The following is a 20,018-nucleotide window of genomic DNA, read 5'->3' as shown; positions in this document are numbered from 1 at the left end:
CCCTCCGGACAGGGACGGCTCAGTCGGCGGGGAGCCTCACGATCCGGTCATCGCCCTCCCGGGGATCCCCGCGCCCGTCGGTGTTGTTCGTGAGGATCCAGATCGCCCCGCCGCCCGCATCGACCACGTCGCGCAGCCGCCCGAACTCGCCGACGTGCTCCTCCGAGGACGACGACGGATCAGACAGGGGCACGCGGCGGAGACGCTCGCCGCGGAGGTTCGCGAGGAAGAGCGTGTCGCCGACGATCGCGATGCCACTGGGGCTCGCGGCGTCCGTGGGCCACTGCTGCACGGGGTCGACGAATCCCTCGACCCCCGCGATCCCCTCGGCCTCCGGCCACCCGTAGTCGGCGCCCGGGGTGATGACGTTGAGCTCGTCCCACGTGTCCTGCCCGAACTCGCTCGCGTAGAGCGTGCCGTCCGCGGACCAGGCGAGCCCCTGCGGATTGCGGTGGCCGTAGCTGTACACCGGCGATCCCGGGAACGGGTTGTCCGGCGGGACCTGGCCGTCCGGCGTGATCCGGAGGATCTTGCCGCCGAGACTTGTGAGATCCTGCGCGCGGGAGGGGTCGCCGGCGTCTCCCGCGGTCACGTAGAGCATGCCGTCCGGGCCGAACGCGATCCGACCGCCGTTGTGCACGGCCGCGGCGGGGAGCCCGGCGAGGATCGTCTCCGCCGGACCGAGCGACAGCGCGCCGGGAGCGCCGTCCAGCCGGAAGCGCTGCACGCGATTGCCGTCGTCGGCCGTCGACATGGCGTAGAGGAAGCCGTCGCGGACGGCGATGCCGAGCAGCCCGCCCTCGCCGCGGGGCGTCACCCCGTCCACGACGCCGACGTCGTGGAGGCTTCCCGACGGCGAGAGCTCGCGGATCCGCGCGCTGTCTCGTTCGCTGAACAGCGCGGTCCCGGCGTGGAAGGCCAGCGACCAGGGGACGTCCAGACCCTCCGCCACGACCCCGGGCGTGACCGGGGTGGCGGTCGCGGAAGCGGTCGGGGCGGGCGTCGGCGATGCCGGCATGGAGGACGCCGTCTCGGGCGTGGAGCGCGACGGGCTGGGGGCCGGACCGGGGGAGCCGCAGGCGGCCAGCGCGCCGGCGGCGAGAAGGCACGTCGTCGCCGCAGCGATGCCCGCGATGGCCCGCCGGAACCTCTTCCGCCTCGGTCCCATGACCCCACGGTAGTCCGACGCGCCCGAACCCGGCACCCCGGAATGGCCCGCCCGACCCGCCCACGGACTCCGCCCGCTCGTAGACTGGGGCGATGCGTGCGCTCACCGAGGACGAGATCCGCGCATCGATCGTGAACGCGGACGACGACGAGATCGCGCGGATCGGGATGCCCCACGACCTCCTGCTCGCGGAGTGGGACTACCTGGACTTCTTCGCGTGGCGCGATCCGGAGTCGCCCCGTCGCGGATGCGTCGTCGTGGAGCGCGAGGGGCGCGCGGTCGGGATCCTCCTGCGGTCCACGGATCCGAGCCGCGCGCGGTCGGGGATGTGCAACATCTGCCACACGATGCAGCCCGGCAACCAGGTCGCGCTGTTCTCCGCGCGACGGGCCGGGGCCGCCGGCCTGCGCGGATCCAGTGTCGGGACGTACATGTGCGCCGACCTCTCCTGCCACGAGAGCGTGCGGATCGTGCCGCCCCTCGCGCCCAACGAGATCCGCGCGGCGCACCATGCCGACCGGCGCCTCGACGGCACGCATGCGCGGCTGCACGCGTTCGTGGACTCGGTGCTCCGCGAGGACTGAGCCGGCGGCGGCTCCCGCCCGGCGAGGGCGCGGCGCGGGAGCGCCTAGGCTGAGTCGTGGCGTGCTCCCGGTGCGGAGGCGCCGCCGGCCGCTGTCGTCCGCATGCGAGGAGTTCCGATGACCGACCCCATCCGTTTCACCGTCGAGGACGGCATGGCCCGTCTGACCCTCAACCGTCCGCAGCGTCTCAACGCGTTCGACGCGGAGCTCGCCCACGCCTGGGCCGAGGCGACGGAGGAGGCCACGACGCGGGAGGACGTCGGCGCGATCCTGATCGACGCGGAAGGCCCCTCCTTCTGCGCGGGAGGGGACGTCATCGCCATGTCCCAGGGCGTGGGCGGCGGCGCGGACGTCACGGCGCTCGCCGGAACGATCAACCGGGGGATCCGTGCGCTCACGGAGTCGGCGGTCCCGGTCGTCGCCGCCGCGCACGGAAGCACCGCCGGTGGCGGTCTGGGGATCCTGCTCTGCAGCGACTACGCGATCGTGGGCTCCGGCTCGCGGATCGGAAGCCTGTACGCGAACATCGGCCTGACCCCGGATCTGTCCGTGTCCGCCCAGCTCGCCGCCGCCGTCGGCGAGCGTCGCGCGCTCCAGCTCGTGCTGCAGGACCGCCTGCTCTCGGCCGAGGAGGCCCGGGAGTGGGGGCTGGTGGCCGAGGTCGTCGCGGGCGAGGACGCGGAGTCCCAGGCTGCGGCCGTGCGCGCGAGGGCGGAGGAGGTCGCGCGGTTCTGGCTGGCCGGTGCGCACGGCGCGTACGGGCAGGCGAAGCGCCTCGTGCGTTCCCGCCCCGCCCGCACGTTCGCCGAGCAGCTCGACGAGGAGGCCCGCACCATCGGCGCGGCCTTCGACGGCGAGGAGGCGAAGACGCGGGTCGCGGCCTTCGCAGCCCGATCGTCGCGTCGCGCCTGACGCTGCTCGTCCTGCACCGATCCGATCCGTGAGGATCTCCCCACACCCGGGGGATCCTCTCCCGGATACGCCACGTCCGCGTGGCAGGATGAAGGCACCGACGAGAGGATCGCCATGTCAGACGTCGCTGCCTCCGGCTCCAAGAAGCCGAACACCTCCTTGCTGATCCGAGGAGCCATCTGGATCGCGATCGGCGCGCTCATCGCCGCCGCTCTCGTCTGCGTCGTGTGGGTGCTGGTGGGGGATCAGCAGGGGCTCATCGGCCGCGCGTTCCTCACGATCCTGCTGCTGGCAGGCTTCGCGGGCATCGCCATCCTGGAGGCGAGCCTGGCGCCGACCCGCCCCGATTGGCTCGCCCTGCTGAGCATGATCTCGTGGATCGTCGCCCTGCTGGTCGGCGCGGTCAAGATCTGGCTTCCGGAGAAGCAGACCTTCAATGACTACGACTTCGGCGTCGACAGCGGGTTCGAGCGGTTCTTCCACCTGGTCCTGGTGGTCGCGATCCTGCAGCTGGCGATGCTGCACGTTCGCCTCTTCTGGCGGGCGTCGCAGCGCTACGTGACGACCTTCACGCGGGTGATCGTGTACACGACCTTCGGCTTCCTCGGCGTCCTGGTCGCCATGCTGGTCTTCTTCCTCACGTTACCGCACGCCTTCTCGTACTCGGAGCTCTTCTGGCGGATCGTCGTGGCCCTGACCATCCTCGCCGCGGTGGGGACGACCCTGTTGCCGCTGTTGAATGCGCTGTTCGCCCCGAAGCGCCCGGTCGCGCAGCCCGCCGTCGCCAGCGCGTGGCCGACCTACGCGGACGGACGCACCCCGCTTCCCGTGCTCCGCGACGGCTCGCCCGACTGGAACGCCTACTACACGGGCGTGCCCACGATCGAGGCTGCGCCGGCCATCGGCGGCTACCCCGGTCAGGCGGCTCCGCCCGCGTCTCCGGCGGCCTTTGCCGCCGACCCGTTCGCGTCTGCCCCCGCACCGGCATCCGCGGGCGGTTCCTCGGGCTCCGCGGCCGGTCACCAGCTGCCGCCTGCGGCCTCGGCGCCGGTCGAACCCGTGCCGCCCGTTCCGCCGGTCCAGCCGGAGCCGCCGGCCCAGCCGGAGCCTCCTGTGCCGCCGCGCCCCGAGCCGCCGGTTCCCCCGCAGCCCGAGCCGCCCGCGGAGCCCCCGGTCCCGCCCCGACCGCAGGACCCTCCGGTGCCCCCGGCGTTCCCGCCCGCCCCGCCCGCGGCTCCGCAGCGATGATCGCGGGTACCGCCGCCCCCGACGTCGACGCGCTGCGCTCCCTCGCCGCTGAGATCGCCCTCGAGGCGGGCGAACTGGCACGGCGCCGCCGCGCGGAGGGCGTATCGATCGCGGCGACCAAGAGCACGCTCGCCGACATCGTCACGGAGGCCGATCGCGAGGTGGAACAGCTCATCCGAGATCGGCTCGACGCCGAGCGACCGGGCGATGGCTTCCTCGGCGAGGAGTCGGGAGGCGAGCCCGGCACGACGGGCGTGACCTGGGTCGTGGACCCGATCGACGGGACGGTCAACTACGCCGGCGGGTTCCCGACGTACTGCGTGAGCATCGCTGCGGTCGCCGGCGGCGACGATCCCGACACGTGGAGCGCATTGGCGGGGGTCGTCCATGCGCCCGTTCTGGGAGAGCTCTTCACCGCCGCACGCGGGCACGGGGCCCGACTCGGCGCGGTACCCCTCCAGGTCTCCACGGAGAATCCCGCCGGCGCGCTCCTCGGCACGGGCTTCGGCTACGACCCCGCGACGCACGACGGGGACCTCGCCACTGTCCGTCGGGTCCTTCCCCTCGTCCGTGACCTTCGTCGGATGGGCGCGGCTGCCCTCGATCTCGCGTACGTCGCGGCGGGCCGCTTGGACGGGTACTTCGAGCGCGGACTCAAGCCCTGGGACTTCGCCGCCGGCGCCCTGCTCGTCGAAGAGGCCGGCGGCCGATTCGAGCGACTTGTCGAACCGGGGAGCGCGCGTCGCATGTGCGTCGCCGGATCCGCCGAGCTCGTCGCGGATCTCGTGGAGAGGATCCGCGCGGTGCCGTGATCGTCCATGGCTTTCCCAGGCCACCTTCGATAGTGTTTATCCGATCGTTACCTTCGTCGGCCCGACGGCGGAGGTGCTGAGCCCCCCACGCCGTTCCCCCGACGGTCGACCCGAGAGACACGTTCTTGCTCCTCGACACTCCTGCGTCCGAGCCCGCACAGACGCGACGCTCCCGACGCCAGACGGCCGTGAGCGCGCCCGCATCCACGATCCCCCCGAGCGTGTCCGCGCCCGCCGCCCCGTCCGCCGCAGCGCCCGCTGCCCCGTCCGCCTCGTCCCGACGAGCTGCCCGTGCCGCGGCCGGCCAGAGCAGGATGATGTCGTCGTCCCCGGCCTCCGCCGCCGGTCCGAGCACGGATGTCCACGCTCCGGAAGGCCGGCCGACCTCCGCTCCCGACTTCGACGCCGCGCTGCGCGCGCTGGGCGGCGCGGCGGCTCGCGTCGCCGGCACGAACGACACCGACGCGCCTGCCGCCTCGTCTTCTTCCGACGCGCCTGCCGCCTCGTCTTCTTCGGAGTCGTCGATCCGTGTGCCCGCTCCCGGCCAGACCCGCTCCTCCTTCCGGCGTCTGGCGACGGTCGGGTCCGTCGCCGGCGCCATGGGCGTCGCCGCGCTCATCGCCGTCTCGATGACGCTCCCCTCGCAGGCCGTGGCCTCGTCGGCCGGCGCTGCCGCGGCGACCTCCCTGGTCGTCGGTGAGCGCGCCAAGACGGAGTCCGCGGCCGGCGGCGAGGAGCAGATCCAGGCGTTCATCGCTCCGAACGACGTGCAGAACCCGTCGCTGCAGAGCGCCCAGGGCTTCACGGCGATGTCGCAGGCGGACGTGGCGGCCGAGTCCGGGATCCGCTTCTCCAGCGAGCTCTACACGAATGACCGGACCGCCGCGATCCAGTGGCCCTACGCCGTCGGCGTCGCGATGAGCTCGCCGTACGGGCCGAGGGACGGCCGGATGCACCAGGGCATCGACCTCATCCCGGGCGAGGGGGCGCCGATCCAGGCGATCGCGGACGGGGTCGTGCGTCTCGCGAGCGAGAACGACGGGGGTTACGGGGTCGGCATCTACATCGACCACATCATCGACGGCAAGCCGATCACGAGCCACTACGGGCACATGATCTACGGCTCGATGCGCGTCAAGACGGGCGACACGGTCAAGGTCGGCGACATCATCGGCCTGACCGGGAACACCGGCAACTCCTACGGCGCGCACCTGCACTTCGAGCTCTACGTGAACGACGCGACGATCGATCCGCTGCCCTGGCTGCAGGCGAACGCGGGCCGCAAGTCGCTCAACGAGGAGGGCGTCGGCGCCGATTCGGATCAGCGCTGAATCTTTGGTATTCTCGTCTGGTTGCCCGCAAGGGCAGCACGCCCCGATAGCTCAGTGGCAGAGCACTTCCATGGTAAGGAAGGGGTCGTCAGTTCAATCCTGACTCGGGGCTCGCAACACCTGGTCCGCCAGGTGCCGCGGCAGGGTAGCTCAGTTGGTGAGAGCGCACGACTCATAATCGTGAGGTCGCGGGTTCAAGCCCCGCTCCTGCTACAGATCGCCCCGAGATTCCGCGGAATCTCGGGGCTTTTCCGTGTCTGCGGGGAGCGCCTGGCGCCGGCGTATCACATACGTATCACGGGGGAAATCACGCGGCGTTGTCGGCCGCCCCGCGCGCTTGTGAAGACGAACTCCTCCGGGTTGCGCCCGGCGATGAGGTCCCGCAGACCGGATCGCTCGGCGTCCCGAGGGATCCCACTGTCTGCTCGGTAACATCTGCGGCATGGGCTTCCACCAGAAGAGTGCCTCACATTGAGTGACGACAGGGCAGCAGCATGGCGGGAGGCCGCGGTCGCGGGCGCGCTCACCTACCATGCTGCTGTCCTGGTGTTGATTCTCCCGGGGACGATGGGACGCCTCACGGACGGAATCTCAACGTACCTCGACGTTGTTCAGGCTCTGGCCGTGATCCCCATCGCACTGGTCGTTCGAGCCACCGTCGCGACGATCCGCAAACGAGAGCCGACACCGGCATGGATCATTGGCGGCGACATGCTCGGCTACCTGCTGATGATCGCGATCGTTGGCATGGTTTCGATACCCGGGAATCTCGCAGGCACCGCCGTTTTCGGTGTCCTTGTGATGTCGGCAAAGGGCCTCGTTGCGATTCCGGTGCTGGCCGCTTTGTCGCTTCTGGTGCAGCGGTACCGGGCGCTTCGGATCGTTCTCGGGACGCTTGTGATCGCTGATGTGCTGTTTGCGATCGTCGCTGTTGGCCTCACCATGCGCTAGGTGGGCAACTCGTCCCGCCGGGTGAAGGAGGCGGTACGGAGATGCTCCTGGTTGCGGCGCTGCTGGCGAACGGGATCCCGTTGTCGAGGTCGAGCGGCAGTGCCCGTGGCGTTATGGCGAGCGCGCGGATCACTGACCGTCGTCGCGAGGAGCGTTCGCGAGGATCTGCCCCCGGCGGTCGGCCCGCGTGAAGACGTCGCGATAGACCAGTTCGGCCAGGCGGGTGTCGCGGCTCGCGATCGCCTCGTACAGCAGCCTGTGCCCGCGCAGCACGACGGAGGCGAGCGGTGCCTGCGAGACGAGCAGCCTCATCCGGCCCTCGATGAGCCTGTTCATCTCCACGAGAAGCAGGTTGCCGCACATGTCGTAGATCTGCGTTCGGAAGTCGAAGATCGTCTCCACGAGGGTCTTCGTGTCGCCGGGCACGACGCGATGCTCGGCGACCAGCTTCTCCTTCAGCGCCGCGAGCTCGCGTGGGAGCGGTCGCTGGGCGGCGAGGCGTGTGGCGAGCACGTCCATGGCGGCACCGACGTCGAAGAGGTCGTCGCGCTCCTCGTCGCGCAGGCCCCGCACGCGGGAGGCCACCCGCGAGGACCCCGAAGTCGCGAGTCCCTCCCTGGTCAGCATCTCGATGGCCTCGCCGACCGGGATGCGGCTCACGCCGAACTCCTCCGCCAGGAGCCTCTCGGAGAGGACGCTCCCGGGAGCGCGGAGGCCGTCGATGATCTGACGCTGGAGACGGTCGTGCACCATCACGTGCTCAGGCGCATATCGGTCCTCGCCATGCAGAGGCGGTGCCTCCGTCTCCGGCGCCGTCAGGGAGAGGTCGAACGCATCGTCGTCGAGCGCACGCAGTACCCGGGCATGGCGGGCGGCGCGCGAGCTCTCGGCGAGCTCGACCATCGTGGTCTCGGCGGCATCGGGGTCACCGTCGGCGAACGCGCGCTCGAACCTCTCGTAGAACGGCAGTGGCGTCGTCAGGGCGGGGTCGGCGAGAGCGAACATCCGCCGGGTGCGGCTCAGCAGGGCGGCATGGATCTCGAGGAGGATGGGATTGCGGGTCGACTCGTAGCTGTGTGTCCGGAAGGCCAGCCCGGCTCGGCGCAGCTGCTCCGTGTCATCCGCGGCGACCGCGCGACGGGCGTCCTCCACGTCGGCGCGGAATCGGCGGAGGTCCGCGTCGGTGCGGCGTACGGCCGCCTGCCGGACCGCGAGGCGGTCGAAGGCGCTGTGCAGCTCCGCGATATCGGCGACGTCCGTCCGGCTGAGCACGTGAACGAGCCCGCCGTGGCGGGGGAGCCGGTCGACCAGTCCCTCGTGGATCAGCCCGCGGATCGCCTTGCGCACCGGGATGCGGCTCACGGAGAACCGTGCGGCTTCGGTCGCCTCGACGATCCGGCTTCCGCCGGGCCGGGTGCCGTCGATGATCTCGTCGCGGATCGCCCGCTGGACGCGCTCGGTGGCGGAGCACTCGTCGGCTTCGTCCACGCCCTGCACCTCCCGTCCGGATCGCCCCCGTGCACCACCGGACCGGGATCGCGTCGGCGAACGACGGCGGGCGTGTGCGGCGAGAAATCCTCAGACTATCGCACGCCCTTTCTCCGTCGTGGTCGCTCACAGACGGGCCGTCACGTCCCTTTGCCGGGGCGAACGCGTACCAGCAGCAGCACCGTGTATCGGAGGCACGCTTTCCGATGAATCCCCTCCATAACGGGGCGAGGACGGCGAGGCCCCGAGACCCGTCGGTTAGTGTCGATCCGACGGCGGGTCCGGACCTCGGGAATGGATGGGACTCCAGAACGCCGGGAGCGGAACGAGGGCGTGGAGACACAGGACGCGGACGGGATCCACGATCCGACGGAGCCGCTGACGGCCGAGCCCGTGGCAGACGGCTACCTCGCGTATGCGAACCTCGGCGTGGACGGCTGATCCGTCGACGCCAGACACCGATCACGAGACGAGAAGAAGGCGAGCGCTGATGAGAAAGCGTGCGAAAGTGATCCTCCTGTCCAGCCTGGCCGGCGTGCTCGTCCTCGGCGGCGTGGCAGCGATCGCCGGTCCGATCGTGTACCGCGATCTCATCGTCGGGGAGGTCGACGCACCGCCGACGGTCGCGGCGACGCCTCCCGCGACGCAAGACGCCGGAGGCGGCGACGCCGCGGCTCCTGCGCTCGATGGCGAGTGGGCGGTGCAGGACGGGTCATACGCGGGCTATCGGGTGGACGAGGTCCTGAACGGCACGGACGTCACCGTCGTCGGACGCACCGAGAGGGTCACGGGATCGTTGACGGTTGACGGCCTGACGCTCACGGATGCCGTCATCGAAGTCGACGTGGCCTCCATCGAGACCGATTCTGCGAGCCGCGATAGCTACTTCCGTGACACGGCGATGCGCGCGGGCACCTATCCGACGGCGACCTTCCGACTGACCGCGCCGGTCACCGCCCCACAGGCGCCCGCCGCCGGTCAGTCGCAGACGATCACTGCCAGCGGAGAACTCACGATGGCCGGGCAGACCCGTGCCGTCACCGTGGACCTGCAGGCGGTCTGGAACGGCGAAGGGGGCCAGGTGGCCGGATCCATCCCCGTGACGTTCGCGGACTTCGGCGTCGAAGCGCCGAACCTCGGGTTCGTCTCGGTGGAGCCGACGGGGGCCGTGGAGTTCTCGCTCCTCATCCAGCGTCCCTGAACCGGTTACGGAGCGGCGGCGGCCCGCCCGGGCCACGGACCCGGATCAGGATGCAACGGGGTAGGTCGGCGATCCCGCTCGGTCCGGACGGACGACGAGGTCGAGCAGGTGCCGGAGCGCTTCCTCTGCGGCTTCGGAATCACCGGCGCGGACGGCGCCGACGACCGTCTTTCGCGCCGCCTGACGGGCGGCGACAGCGGCCGGCGCGCGATCCAGCGAAGCGACGTGGCTCAGGGTCTCTGGGCCGAGCCGCTCCAGCAGAGGGTTCCGCGCGGCGTGTCGCAGGGCGCTCAGAAAGTCCGCCCATGTCCGCTGTTCGTCCGCTCCGGCATCGATGTGGCCTTCAAGCACGGCGAGGTCGTCGTCGGTGCGACGGGACGCAGCCAACCGTGCCGCGAGAAGTGCGATGACTCCATGGGCGTAGGCGGGGTCACTCACCCGCCGGGCCCCTGTCGAAGCGCCTACCGGCCACGGCGGCATGACGCGTCGTCCGTGCGGCCTCGTGTCCCCAGAACCCGGTTCCATCGGGTCTCCTCCCCTTTGCGTCCTGGCATCCTATCTGGGAAAGCCGAACGAGCAAGCAGGGGAGGCTCTGCGCGGCAACTGATGAGGCGTTGGAATACAGTGTCGCACCAATGACGCAACCCTTCCCGCGGAAGAGGGGCGGGAAGGGTTGCCCGGGCGCGAGCCCCGCGGGTTATCCCCCACCGCGCGGGGCTCACGGTCTTTCCTCCGGGTGGCCGCGTCGACGGGGTCCTCGCGTGGGGCAGAGGGTGTCCTCTGCCACGGAGCGCGAAGCGGCCCGTGAAGAGTATGCCAGAGAATCGATGCGTTGTCCATGATTGCGTTCCAGTTAGATGCGCGCCACGGCATAGACTTTTCGCCGGAGTTCTGTATCGACTCGCGCGATGAGCTGGGCTACACTGGCCAGTGCCCGTCATCGGTGAGATTCGATGGCATGCCAGAACCTCGAAGCGGCAGAGAGTCACCTCCCCAGGCCTCGAAGCCGGGCCGTCCATGTCGGCGCCGGGCGCCGTTCCCTGGCCATGCGTACGAAGGCCGACGCGACGCGGATGCGTCGGGCCGATGACGGGCACCGTCGCCGGCCACGAACGATCGCCGGGGGAGGACGTGTCATCGCGTGTTCGCGGTACCGGAGGCCTGCGAGCACGGCGCAGGCTCGTCAGTGTGATCGGTCGGGACGTGCCGCGACCGGTGTCGCGCGCGGGTGCGCCTCACCGACTCCCGAGGTCGTTGTTGGGGACGTCGTCGGCGGGGGCCAGGATGGACTGGAGTCCCTGCACCGCGGCAGCCGCCTCCTCACCCTCGCCGTCCTGGATGGCGCGGCGAAGCCTCTCGAAGGTCGCGCCGAGATCGGGGGCAAGCGGCGCGGCGACTCGGTAGGCGAACATGTCGCGCATCAAAGCGAATCGCATGTGCGACAGGGCAGCGCCGTACGGCGTGCCCTCGGCCAGTTCTGCGAGGCGCTCGATGCCCGCGGAGAAGGACGCGAGGACGTCGGTGATCCTGTGTGATCCCAGCGCCTCCTCGATGGCGACGACGTCTTCGATCAGGTGGCGGCGTTGCGCGGAACTCAGTTCGGGAACGATGTAGCGCAGAGTGCTGCCGGTCAGATCGCACGCGAATCTCACCGACAGATCCGACGAGCGACGCGTGGATGGCGTGACCCGCGAGAAGCGGTTGGCGGCGAGTTCGACCAAGCCGATCTGCTCGAGGCGCAGCAGGGCGTCGCGGACCGGCATCCGCGAGACCCCGAGCTCCGCCGACAGGGCCGGCAGGGCGAGGCGCGTGCCGGGCGGGAGCTGCCGAGTCGCGATGGCGCCCGCGAGGATGTCGAACACCGCGTCGCTCAGCCGATGGGGCGAGAGGGTGATCCGTTCCAGTCCGCGAAGTGCCGGGGCGGCGTCCGGGGGCGTCGCCCCGTGCTCGGGCGACGACGCGCCCTCTTCGACGAGGCGGGTGACAGAAGCCATGTTCCGAGCATAGTGAACCGTGGGTGGATGGTGGATAGATTGCACGCCAGTATTCACGAAATGTGTGGAGCATTCGCACAGCGGATTCCGTACGGCGACCCGGTGGCACAACGGTGGGTGGCGAGAAAGCTCGCCAGGTCGCGCTCGGGTCGGGCTGGGAGAAGGCGCGGCACGCGAGGCTTCCTCGCCCGCAAGAGCAAAGGGAGATCGCGATGGTTAGGTCGCATGCCAAAATAGTGGCCATGACTGACTTCCATGCCGCGGGCGACCACACGCGGCGGATCGCGGACGCCTTGCGAGGGCGCATCGTCCGCGGCGAGATCGCCGACGGGGCGCGGCTGGTCGAGGCCGACATCGCCGCCGAGTTCGGTGTGAGCCGCACGCCCGCGCGTGTCGCGCTCGACCTTCTGGAGCGCGAAGGGTTCGTCGAGCACCGGCGCAATCGAGGTGCGGTGGTGAAGAGCACGCATCGCCCCCGAGAGATCGCGGACGCCCGCGAGGTCCAGGGGGCGTTCGCCGTGCTGTTCGTCAAGCTCGTCGTCGCGCACGCCACGGACGAGGAACTGCGTGACGGCAAGGCGAGGCTGGCCGAGCTGTCCGATGAGGACCCCGCCGCGGCGGAGGAGATCCTCGCGGATGTGCAGCAGCGCCTCATCGCGGCCACGCGCAACCGCGTCTTCCAACAGGCGATGGCGCGCTTCGAGATCCGCCAGCGGGTGCTGGCTGCGGCGATCGAGCCGCGCACCGACGCGCGGAGATGGCTCCACGCGCTGATGGACGCCCTGGTCGCGCGCGACGTGGAGGCCGCGGTGAGCCTGCTGGAGGAGGAGGAGTCGCGGATCCAGCGCGTCGGCGTGGACCGCGCCCTTCGCGGATTGGAGGAGGCCGCGTCGGCGGCTTCCGGTGTCGACGGAGGGGGGCGCGGGTGACGACGACGATGACCAAGGCGGAGGGCGCCAGGACGCACTCCTCGGACGAGGCGGCCCGCGTGGCGCAGGCCCTGCGGCGCGAGATCATCTCGGGCCGGCGTCGGGCCGGCAGCGTGCTCTCCGAACGGCAGATCGGCGACGCGCACGGCGTGGGGCGCGCCGCCGTCCGTCCGGCCGTGCAGAACCTGATCGACGAGGGCCTCGCCACCCCGGGCGGACCCCGGTCGGCAGCCCGCGTGGCCGAGTGCGGCTACCAGGACGTGACCGACCTTTTCGTCGTCGCGCAGCAGGTGTCGGCGTACGGCTGTCATCTTGCGGCGCAGCGACGCTCCCAGGACGACCTCGATCATCTCGCCGCCCTGCTGCGACGGATCGACTCCGCCCTCGCGAAGGACCGCCCGAAGGACGTCATGCGCGGGTGCATCGAGTTCCGCGATGAGTCGATGCGCATGTCCGACAACGAGGCGCTCATGGACATGGACGACGTCGTGCGCCCGCGACTGGAGGCGTACTTCGAGGAGATCGATCGTCCGTTCCCGTCTGCCGTCGGCTTCCACGCGGTGTACCGCGCATTCGTCGAGCGGGATGCGGATGCCGCCTACGCCATCGTGTTCCGTCTGTACCAGGACGCGATCGACGCGCTGACCGCGCACGACGCCGAGGGGCGTTCCTCGGCCGACGCGATCGCCGTGCTGAGCGGCGCCCTGGAGGCCTGACCGTGCGGTTCGCAGAGCCGTGACGAGGCGGGTCCGCGCCGGCGTGCGCCGCATCCGTCGCCGCGCGGTCTCGCGACGGGCCGGGGGGCGGGAGTCCGCGTCCTCGTCGTCACACGCCGACGCGGACGTGCGGCAAACACACAGGAAACACTCAGATGTCGATATTCTGGTCGCGCCGATCGGGCCTTCGACCCCGCACGGCGCGCGGGCGAGCATCGCCCTCATTCGGATGAACCCACGAGAAAGGGCATCACCATGACCGGTACGGCACGGAAGGCGACCGCTGAGGCGCTCGCGACCTTCCTCTTCGTCTTCAGCATCATCGGAGCCGTCAACAGCGGCAACGCGCTCGCACCGCTCGCGATCGGCCTCGCGCTCGGCGTGCTCGTCTTCGCGACCGGGCACATCTCCGGCGCGCACCTGAACCCCGCCGTCTCGGTCGGGGTGTTCCTGCGCGGCGGCCTGAGCGTCGGCGACCTCATCGCCTACATTGTGGCCCAGTTCGTCGGCGGCGCCCTCGCCGCGCTCGCGAGCTTCGCCCTGTGGCCCCGCGCCGCGGAGCCCACCCAGATCGAGATCGGCCCGGCGTTCCTCGCCGAGGCGCTGTTCACGCTCGTCCTGGTCTGGGTGGTGCTGAACGTCGCGACGTCCAAGGACACCGCCGGCAACTCGTTCTACGGCCTCGCGATCGGCGGCACGGTGTTCGTCGGCGCCGTCGCGGTCGGCGGCGTCTCCGGCGGCGGGTTCAACCCGGCCGTGGCCCTGGGGCTGTCGATCAGCGGGCAGTTCGCCTGGAGCGCGCTGTGGCTCTACATCCTCGCCCCCGTGGTGGGCGCGATCGTGGCCGCGCTCGCCTTCCGTCTGCTGAACACGGACGACGCGAAGAAGATCGCCGCCGCGGAGTGACCCGGCGCTCTCTCGAGCGCACGATCACCTGACAGCCGCCGTGTCGATGCCCCGGGCATCGACACGGCGGCTGTCGTCGTCAGCGGCCGCGGAGCCCCGTCATCGCCACCTGCACGACGTCGGCGGCGATGTCGTCCGGAAGGACGGGGCCCTCGGGCCGGTACCACTCCACGAGGGAGTTGATCATGCCGAACACGAACCGCGTCAGGAGCGCCGGCTCGATGTCGTCCCGCACGCCGCCCTCGCCCTGGGCCTCGGCCACGAGGGCGCTGACCCGCTGGTCGAACGTCCGCCGTCGCTGCATCGCGGCGAGCTCCACCTCGCTGTTGCCGCGGACGCGAAGAAGCAGAGTGACGGTCGGCAGCTCGTCGGTCAGCACGTGCACGGCGCCGGTGACGACCTGTTCCAGACGGGACGTGGCCGATCCCGGTGACCGCAGTGCGGTCTCGAGCACCTGCTCGAGCGAACCGAGAGCGGAGTCGAGCGCGATGCGGAGCATCTCCTCCTTCGAGGAGAAGTGGTGGTAGAGCGCGGCCTTGGACACGCCCAGTCGTCCCGTGATGTCGGAGACGCTGGTCGCGTCGTAACCGCGCTGGGTGAACAGCAGCACCGCGGCGGCGAGCACCTGGTCCCGGTCATAGCCCGGCCGGCCGCGCCGCGGTGCCGTCGCGGTCGGCGCGTCGGCGGACGCGCGCTCGGCATCGGGGGTCATCGACCCAGTCTCGCACCGTCCGGCGGTCGCCGCCGCGCGGACGGACGATCGCGGGCGAGCCACGGGTTGCCGCCGTGACCCCCGGTCTGCGAAGATTACTGAACGATCGGTAGGAAAAGCTCAGGGCGCCGAGCGAGCGCCCGAGCCCGCCGACGAGGACGATCCGCCCCGCACCGTCGCAGGAGGTCACGATGCCCGAGGCCTATCTGGTCGGCGGCGTGCGGACGCCCGTCGGGCGCTACGGCGGAGCGCTCGCCTCGGTGCGGGCGGACGACCTCGCGGCCCTCGTCGTCCGTGCCGCCGTCGAACGTGCGGCGCTGCCGGTCGACGCCGTGGACGAGGTCGTGCTCGGCGCCGCGAACCAGGCGGGTGAGGACAACCGCAACGTCGCGCGCATGTCTGTGCTCCTCGCGGCGCTTCCGGACACGGTGCCGGGCATGACGGTGAACCGGCTGTGCGCCTCCGGGATGACGGCCGTCGCGCTCGCCGCCCAGGCCATCCGCGCCGGTGACGCCGACGCGCTGGTCGCCGGCGGCGTGGAATCGATGACGAGGGCGCCCTGGGTCCAGGCCAAGCCGGAGCGCGCCTGGGCGAAGCCGGGCGCCGCCTTCGACACGGCGATCGGGTGGCGCTTCACGAACCCGCGCCTGCTCGCGAGGGACCGGGCGACGTCCTCCATGCCGGAGACCGCCGAGGAGGTCGGGCGGATCGACCGGATCACGCGGGAGGACGCCGACGCGTTCGCGCTGGAGAGTCACCGTCGCGCGGTCGCGGCCCTCGACGCCGGGAGGTTCGCCGCGGAGACCCTCCCCGTGACCACCTCGGGCGGTCACACCGTCGAGACGGACGAGGGGCCGCGCCGGGACACGACTCTCGAGGCGCTCGCTCGGCTGCCGGCCGTCGTCCCGGGCGGGTCTCTCGTCACTGCGGGCAACGCCAGCCCGCTCAGCGACGGTGCCTCCGCGCTGGTGGTCACGTCGGAGTCCGCCGTGAACCGCCACGGGCTCTCTCCCCGGGCCCGGATCGTCTCCTCCGCCACCGCGGCCCTCGCTCCCGAGATCATGGGGCTCGGTCCGGTGCCGGCGACCGGGAAGGCGTTGGAGAGAGCGGGCCTGTCCGTGGCGGACATCGGCGCCGTCGAACTGAACGAGGCGTTCGCGACCCAGGCGCTCGCCGTCATCCGTCGCCTGGGCCTGGATCCTGCGCGCGTCAACGCCGACGGCGGGGCGATCGCGCTCGGGCATCCGCTCGGCTCCAGCGGCTGTCGGATCCTCGTGACGCTGCTCGGGCGGATGGAGCGCGAGGGGGCGCGGTACGGTCTGGCCACGATGTGTGTGGGCGTCGGCCAGGGCACGGCGATGATCCTGGAGCGGGTGTGACATGGCGGCGTCCCTCCGGATCGAACGCGCCCCCGACGTCGTCGTGGCGACGCTCGACCGACCTGACACCCGCAACGCCATCGACCAGGCGATGATCGACCAGCTGCACGCGCTGTGCGCCGAGCTGGAAGCGGAGCCGCGGACGCTCATCCTCACCGGCGAGGGCGGGGTCTTCGCCTCCGGCGCCGATATCGCCGAGCTTCGCGAGCGCGGCGCCGACGATGCGCGCCGGGGGATCAACACGCACGCGTTCCAGCGGGTCCGCGCGCTTCCGATGCCGGTCGTGGCGGCGCTCGACGGCTATGCGCTCGGCGGCGGCGCGGAGCTCGCCTATGCGGCCGACATCCGGATCGGCACGCCGGGTCTTCGGATCGGGAATCCGGAGACCGGACTGGGCATCATCGCGGCCGCGGGTGCGACCTGGCGACTGCCGGAGATCGTCGGCGCGGCCCGGGCTGCCGAGCTCCTCCTCACCGGGCGCATCCTGACGGGAGACGAGGCCCTCGCCTGGGGGCTGGTGTCCTCCCTGCACGAGCCCGGCGACCTCCGCGCTGCGGCGCACGCGATCGCCGAGCGGATCGCCCGGGCGGATCCTGCCGCGACGCGGCACACCAAGACGGCCCTGCGGGAGGAGAGCGACGCGCACCCGGAGCTCGAGCTCGAGCTCCAGGCCGATCTCTTCGAAAGCCCGGAGAAGCACCGGCGCATGACCGCATTCCTGGAACGGAGGAGTCGTCGATGAGCGAGGCGGACGCCACGGGCGCAGGCGAGGCGGACCGGGAGCCGGCCCCCGCGCGCGTCGGTGTGATGGGCGGCGGCCGGATGGGCGCCGGGATCGCGCACGCCTTCCTCCTCGCCGGATCCCACGTCGTCGTGGTGGAGCGCGACGAGGAAGCGGCCCGCTCGGCGGGAGAGCGGATCGCGGAGAGCATCCGCCGCTCGGTCGAGCGCGGCGGCACGGTTCGGGGCGTCGACGAGGCGTTCGCGCGGCTCGTCACCGGCACCGCACCGACCCTGCTGGCGGATAGGGACCTCGTGATCGAAGCCGTCCCGGAGGACCGGCGGCTGAAGACCGAGACCCTGCGTCGCATCGAGGGCGCCGCCCCGCACGCCGTACTGGCGACGAACACGTCGTCCATCCCGATCGACGATCTCGCCGCGGCTCTGGCCCGACCCGATCGGTTCCTCGGGCTGCACTTCTTCAACCCCGTGCCCTCGTCCGCCCTCATCGAGATCGTGACCGGGACCGCGACGGACGCCGCCCTGGTCGAGGCGGCGCGGACCTGGGCGGCCGCCCTGGGCAAGACCGCGATCGTGGTGCGGGACGCCCCCGGGTTCGCGTCCAGCCGTCTCGGCGTCGCCCTTGCGCTCGAGGCGATCCGCATGGTCGAGGAGGGCGTCGCGACGCCCGCCGACATCGACGCGGCGATGGAGCTCGGCTACCGGCATCCCGCCGGTCCCCTCCGGACCACGGACCTCGTCGGCCTCGACGTGCGTCTGGGCATCGCGGAGGAGCTGCACGCCGCGTTCGGCGAGCGCTTCGCTCCGCCCCGCCTGCTGCGCGACATGGTCGCCGACGGCAGGCTCGGTCGCAAGAGCGGCCGAGGATTCTACGAATGGAGCCCGTCGTGACCGAGGTGCTGCCCAGCTTCGTGCAGGGATCGTGGTGGACACCGGCGGGCGAGGGCGGCGTCGTCGTCCGGGACGCGTCCACGGGGGAGGAGATCGTCCGGGTCGATGCGACCGGGATCGATCTCGAGGGCGCGCTGGCCCACGCCCGCTCCGTGGGGCAGCGCAGCCTCGGGGCGCTGACGTTCCACCAGCGGGCGCTCCTCCTCAAACAGATGGCGCTCGTGCTCACCGAGCACAAGGAAGAGCTGTACGCGCTGTCCTTGCGCGCCGGGTCCACCCTGCGCGACTCGGCGAACGACATCGACGGCGGCATCGGTGTCCTGTTCACGTATTCGTCGAAGGGGCGCAGGGAGCTGCCGAACGCGCAGGTCGTCGTGGACGGCCCGGCCGAGCCGCTGTCCAAGGACGGGTCCTTCCTCGGGCGGCACGTCTACACGAGGCTCCCGGGGGCCGTGCTCCAGATCAACGCCTTCAACTTCCCCGTGTGGGGCGCCCTGGAGAAGTTCGCGCCCGCCTTCCTCGCGGGGGTCCCCACTATCGTCAAGCCCGCGACCCCGACCGCGTACATCGCGGAGGCGTGGGTGCGGATCCTCGTCGACGCCGGACTCGTGCCGGACGGAACGCTGCAGCTGATCTCGGGAGCCGTCCCGGGCCTCCTCGAGCGCCTGCGCCTCGGCGACCTCGTGGCCTTCACCGGCAGTGCGAGCACCGCGGAGGGTCTTCGCGGGCAAACCCCGGAGGGGGTCCGGTTCACGAGCGAGACGGACTCGATCAACGCCTCCGTGCTGGGCCCGGATGCGACCCCGGACACCCCCGAGTTCGATGCGTACGTGACACAGCTCCTCGTCGAGCTGACCACCAAGGCGGGGCAGAAGTGCACCGCGATCCGCCGGGCGATCGTCCCCGCGGGGATGTCGGCGCCGCTCGCCGACGCACTGCGGGCGAAGCTCGAGGAGCGGGTCGTCCTCGGCGATCCGCGGGGGGAGGGGGTCACGATGGGCCCGCTCGTCTCGGTCGCACAGCGCGACGAGGTGCGGCGGCAGGTCGACGCGCTGCGGGCGGCCGGGGGAGAGCTGCTCCTGGGCGACGTCTCCGAGCCGGAGGTCCGTCGTGCGGACGGCAGCACGGGGCCGGCGCCGGACGGGGCGTTCGTCGCCCCGACGCTGATCGGCTTCGCGGACCCGAGGACGCCGGCGGTGCACCGGATCGAGGCTTTCGGGCCGGTCGCGAGCGTCCTGGAGTATGCGGACCTGGAGGACGCGGCCCGACTCGTCGGCGAGGGGGGCGGCTCGCTGGTCACGAGCGTCGCCACCCGCGACCCGGCCACCGCGGCGACGCTGCTGGCGGGCATCGCCGCGTACAACGGCCGCGTGCTGTTCCTCAACCGGGACGACGCCCGGACCTCCACGGGGCACGGGGCGCCGGTGCCGCACCTCGTGCACGGCGGGCCGGGGCGGGCGGGCGGCGGCGAGGAGCTCGGCGGCATCCGCGCCGTCCTGCACCACATGCAGCGCACCGCCGTACAGGGGACCCCGGAGATCCTGACCGCGATCACCGGCATCTGGCACACGGGCGCGGGCACGGACAGCGCGCAGCACCCGTTCCGCAAGTCCCTGGCCGAGCTCCGCCTGGGCGATCAAGTGGAGTCCGGGCTGCGGGAGCTGTCGCTGGAGGACGTGGAGGCCTTCGCGCACTCGACGGGAGACACCTTCTATGCGCACATGGACGAGGAGGCCGCCGCGGCCAACCCGTTCTTCGGCGGGCGCGTGGCGCATGGCTACCTGCTGGTCTCCTGGGCGGCCGGGCTGTTCGTCTCGCCGGAGCCCGGACCGGTGCTCGCGAACTACGGTCTGGAGAACCTGCGCTTCGTCACCCCGGTCAGGCCGGGCGATGCGATCCGGGTGACCCTCACCGCCAAGCAGATCACCCCGCGGGAGACCGAGGAGTACGGAGAGGTGCGCTGGGACGCCGTGATCCACAACCAGCGGGACGAGGTCGTGGCGACCTACGACGTGCTGACGCTGGTGGAGAAGGAGCCCGCGGCGGGCTGACACG

At 71.5% G+C, this 20,018-nt stretch carries 19 protein-coding genes and 2 tRNA genes; 16 read left to right on the top strand and 5 right to left on the bottom strand.

Features of this window, described 5'->3' with window-relative positions; all coding sequences use genetic code 11:
* Positions 1 to 19: 19 nt before the first annotated feature.
* A complete protein-coding gene (locus MR1_RS03590; RefSeq protein ID WP_067243315.1) occupies positions 20 to 1,168 on the bottom strand; it encodes a PQQ-dependent sugar dehydrogenase in 1,149 nt (382 codons plus the stop codon).
* 92 nt (positions 1,169 to 1,260) lie between these two features.
* Between MR1_RS03590 and MR1_RS03585 the strand changes: the two genes are divergently transcribed.
* The 8 genes from MR1_RS03585 to MR1_RS03550 all read left to right on the top strand — a co-directional run bounded on the left by MR1_RS03585 (position 1,261) and on the right by MR1_RS03550 (position 7,006).
* On the top strand, positions 1,261 to 1,752 hold the full coding sequence (locus tag MR1_RS03585) for an FBP domain-containing protein (protein ID WP_067243314.1): 492 nt from the start codon (positions 1,261 to 1,263) through the stop codon (positions 1,750 to 1,752).
* Positions 1,753 to 1,869: 117 nt separating this feature from the next.
* A complete protein-coding gene (locus MR1_RS03580; RefSeq protein ID WP_067243313.1) occupies positions 1,870 to 2,664 on the top strand; it encodes an enoyl-CoA hydratase/isomerase family protein in 795 nt (264 codons plus the stop codon).
* 114 nt (positions 2,665 to 2,778) lie between these two features.
* A complete protein-coding gene (locus MR1_RS03575; RefSeq protein WP_067243312.1) occupies positions 2,779 to 3,912 on the top strand; it encodes a hypothetical protein in 1,134 nt (377 codons plus the stop codon).
* The gene (locus MR1_RS03570; protein ID WP_067243311.1) at positions 3,909 to 4,724 is read left to right on the top strand and encodes an inositol monophosphatase family protein; all 816 of its coding nucleotides are present in this window, start codon (positions 3,909 to 3,911) and stop codon (positions 4,722 to 4,724) included. The genes MR1_RS03575 and MR1_RS03570 overlap by 4 nt, the downstream gene beginning before the upstream one ends.
* Before the next feature lie 221 nt (positions 4,725 to 4,945).
* Complete coding sequence (locus MR1_RS03565) at positions 4,946 to 6,055, top strand: M23 family metallopeptidase (protein ID WP_157517883.1); 1,110 nt, start codon at positions 4,946 to 4,948, stop codon at positions 6,053 to 6,055.
* Positions 6,056 to 6,095: 40 nt separating this feature from the next.
* A tRNA-Thr gene (locus MR1_RS03560) sits at positions 6,096 to 6,167 on the top strand.
* 27 nt (positions 6,168 to 6,194) lie between these two features.
* Positions 6,195 to 6,268 (top strand) — tRNA-Met (locus tag MR1_RS03555).
* Between the two features lie 411 nt (positions 6,269 to 6,679).
* Positions 6,680 to 7,006 carry a hypothetical protein gene (locus tag MR1_RS03550; protein WP_157517882.1) on the top strand — a complete coding sequence of 109 codons (327 nt, stop codon included), beginning with the start codon at positions 6,680 to 6,682 and terminating at the stop codon, positions 7,004 to 7,006.
* Positions 7,007 to 7,135: 129 nt separating this feature from the next.
* Here the strand turns inward: MR1_RS03550 and MR1_RS03545 are convergent, their stop codons facing one another.
* A complete protein-coding gene (locus MR1_RS03545) occupies positions 7,136 to 8,494 on the bottom strand; it encodes a GntR family transcriptional regulator (RefSeq protein ID WP_169797645.1) in 1,359 nt (452 codons plus the stop codon).
* 490 nt (positions 8,495 to 8,984) lie between these two features.
* Between MR1_RS03545 and MR1_RS03540 the strand changes: the two genes are divergently transcribed.
* A complete protein-coding gene (locus tag MR1_RS03540; protein ID WP_067243307.1) occupies positions 8,985 to 9,695 on the top strand; it encodes a YceI family protein in 711 nt (236 codons plus the stop codon).
* 45 nt (positions 9,696 to 9,740) lie between these two features.
* Here the strand turns inward: MR1_RS03540 and MR1_RS03535 are convergent, their stop codons facing one another.
* Complete coding sequence (locus MR1_RS03535) at positions 9,741 to 10,133, bottom strand: FCD domain-containing protein (RefSeq protein WP_169797644.1); 393 nt, start codon at positions 10,131 to 10,133, stop codon at positions 9,741 to 9,743.
* Positions 10,134 to 10,930: 797 nt separating this feature from the next.
* On the bottom strand, positions 10,931 to 11,689 hold the full coding sequence (locus MR1_RS03530; RefSeq protein ID WP_067243305.1) for a GntR family transcriptional regulator: 759 nt from the start codon (positions 11,687 to 11,689) through the stop codon (positions 10,931 to 10,933).
* Positions 11,690 to 11,931: 242 nt separating this feature from the next.
* Between MR1_RS03530 and MR1_RS03525 the strand changes: the two genes are divergently transcribed.
* From MR1_RS03525 to MR1_RS03515, 3 genes are all read left to right on the top strand, one after another.
* Complete coding sequence (locus MR1_RS03525) at positions 11,932 to 12,618, top strand: GntR family transcriptional regulator (protein ID WP_169797643.1); 687 nt, start codon at positions 11,932 to 11,934, stop codon at positions 12,616 to 12,618.
* Complete coding sequence (locus tag MR1_RS03520) at positions 12,615 to 13,334, top strand: GntR family transcriptional regulator (protein ID WP_067243303.1); 720 nt, start codon at positions 12,615 to 12,617, stop codon at positions 13,332 to 13,334. The genes MR1_RS03525 and MR1_RS03520 overlap by 4 nt, the downstream gene beginning before the upstream one ends.
* A gap of 255 nt (positions 13,335 to 13,589) precedes the next feature.
* Entirely contained in the window at positions 13,590 to 14,240 is a 651-nt protein-coding gene (locus tag MR1_RS03515; RefSeq protein ID WP_067243302.1) for an aquaporin, read from the top strand.
* 79 nt (positions 14,241 to 14,319) lie between these two features.
* On the opposite strand, the gene MR1_RS03510 is transcribed toward MR1_RS03515, so the two are convergent.
* Positions 14,320 to 14,952, bottom strand: coding sequence for a TetR/AcrR family transcriptional regulator (locus tag MR1_RS03510; RefSeq protein WP_067243301.1), 633 nt, complete (start codon positions 14,950 to 14,952; stop codon positions 14,320 to 14,322).
* 191 nt (positions 14,953 to 15,143) lie between these two features.
* Here MR1_RS03510 and MR1_RS03505 point away from each other — a divergent pair, with 191 nt between their 5' ends.
* The 4 genes from MR1_RS03505 to paaZ are packed head-to-tail and all read left to right on the top strand — an operon-like array spanning position 15,144 to position 20,014.
* Positions 15,144 to 16,331 (top strand): thiolase family protein, encoded by a 1,188-nt coding sequence (locus MR1_RS03505; RefSeq protein ID WP_067243300.1) that lies wholly within the window; start codon positions 15,144 to 15,146, stop codon positions 16,329 to 16,331.
* 1 nt (position 16,332) lies between these two features.
* The gene (locus MR1_RS03500) at positions 16,333 to 17,073 is read left to right on the top strand and encodes an enoyl-CoA hydratase/isomerase family protein (protein WP_067243299.1); all 741 of its coding nucleotides are present in this window, start codon (positions 16,333 to 16,335) and stop codon (positions 17,071 to 17,073) included.
* On the top strand, positions 17,070 to 17,963 hold the full coding sequence (locus tag MR1_RS03495) for a 3-hydroxyacyl-CoA dehydrogenase family protein (protein ID WP_067243298.1): 894 nt from the start codon (positions 17,070 to 17,072) through the stop codon (positions 17,961 to 17,963). The genes MR1_RS03500 and MR1_RS03495 overlap by 4 nt, the downstream gene beginning before the upstream one ends.
* A complete protein-coding gene (gene paaZ, locus MR1_RS03490) occupies positions 17,948 to 20,014 on the top strand; it encodes a phenylacetic acid degradation bifunctional protein PaaZ (RefSeq protein WP_067243297.1) in 2,067 nt (688 codons plus the stop codon). Before MR1_RS03495 ends, paaZ begins: the two co-directional genes overlap by 16 nt.
* The last annotated feature ends 4 nt before the right edge of the window (positions 20,015 to 20,018 follow it).

Origin of the sequence: Microbacterium resistens NBRC 103078 (assembly GCF_001552355.1) — a bacterium.
GTDB classification, from domain to species: Bacteria; Actinomycetota; Actinomycetes; order Actinomycetales; family Microbacteriaceae; genus Microbacterium; species Microbacterium resistens.
Note: the sequence above shows the minus strand (reverse complement) of the source record. Positions and strands in the feature narration are given on the sequence as shown.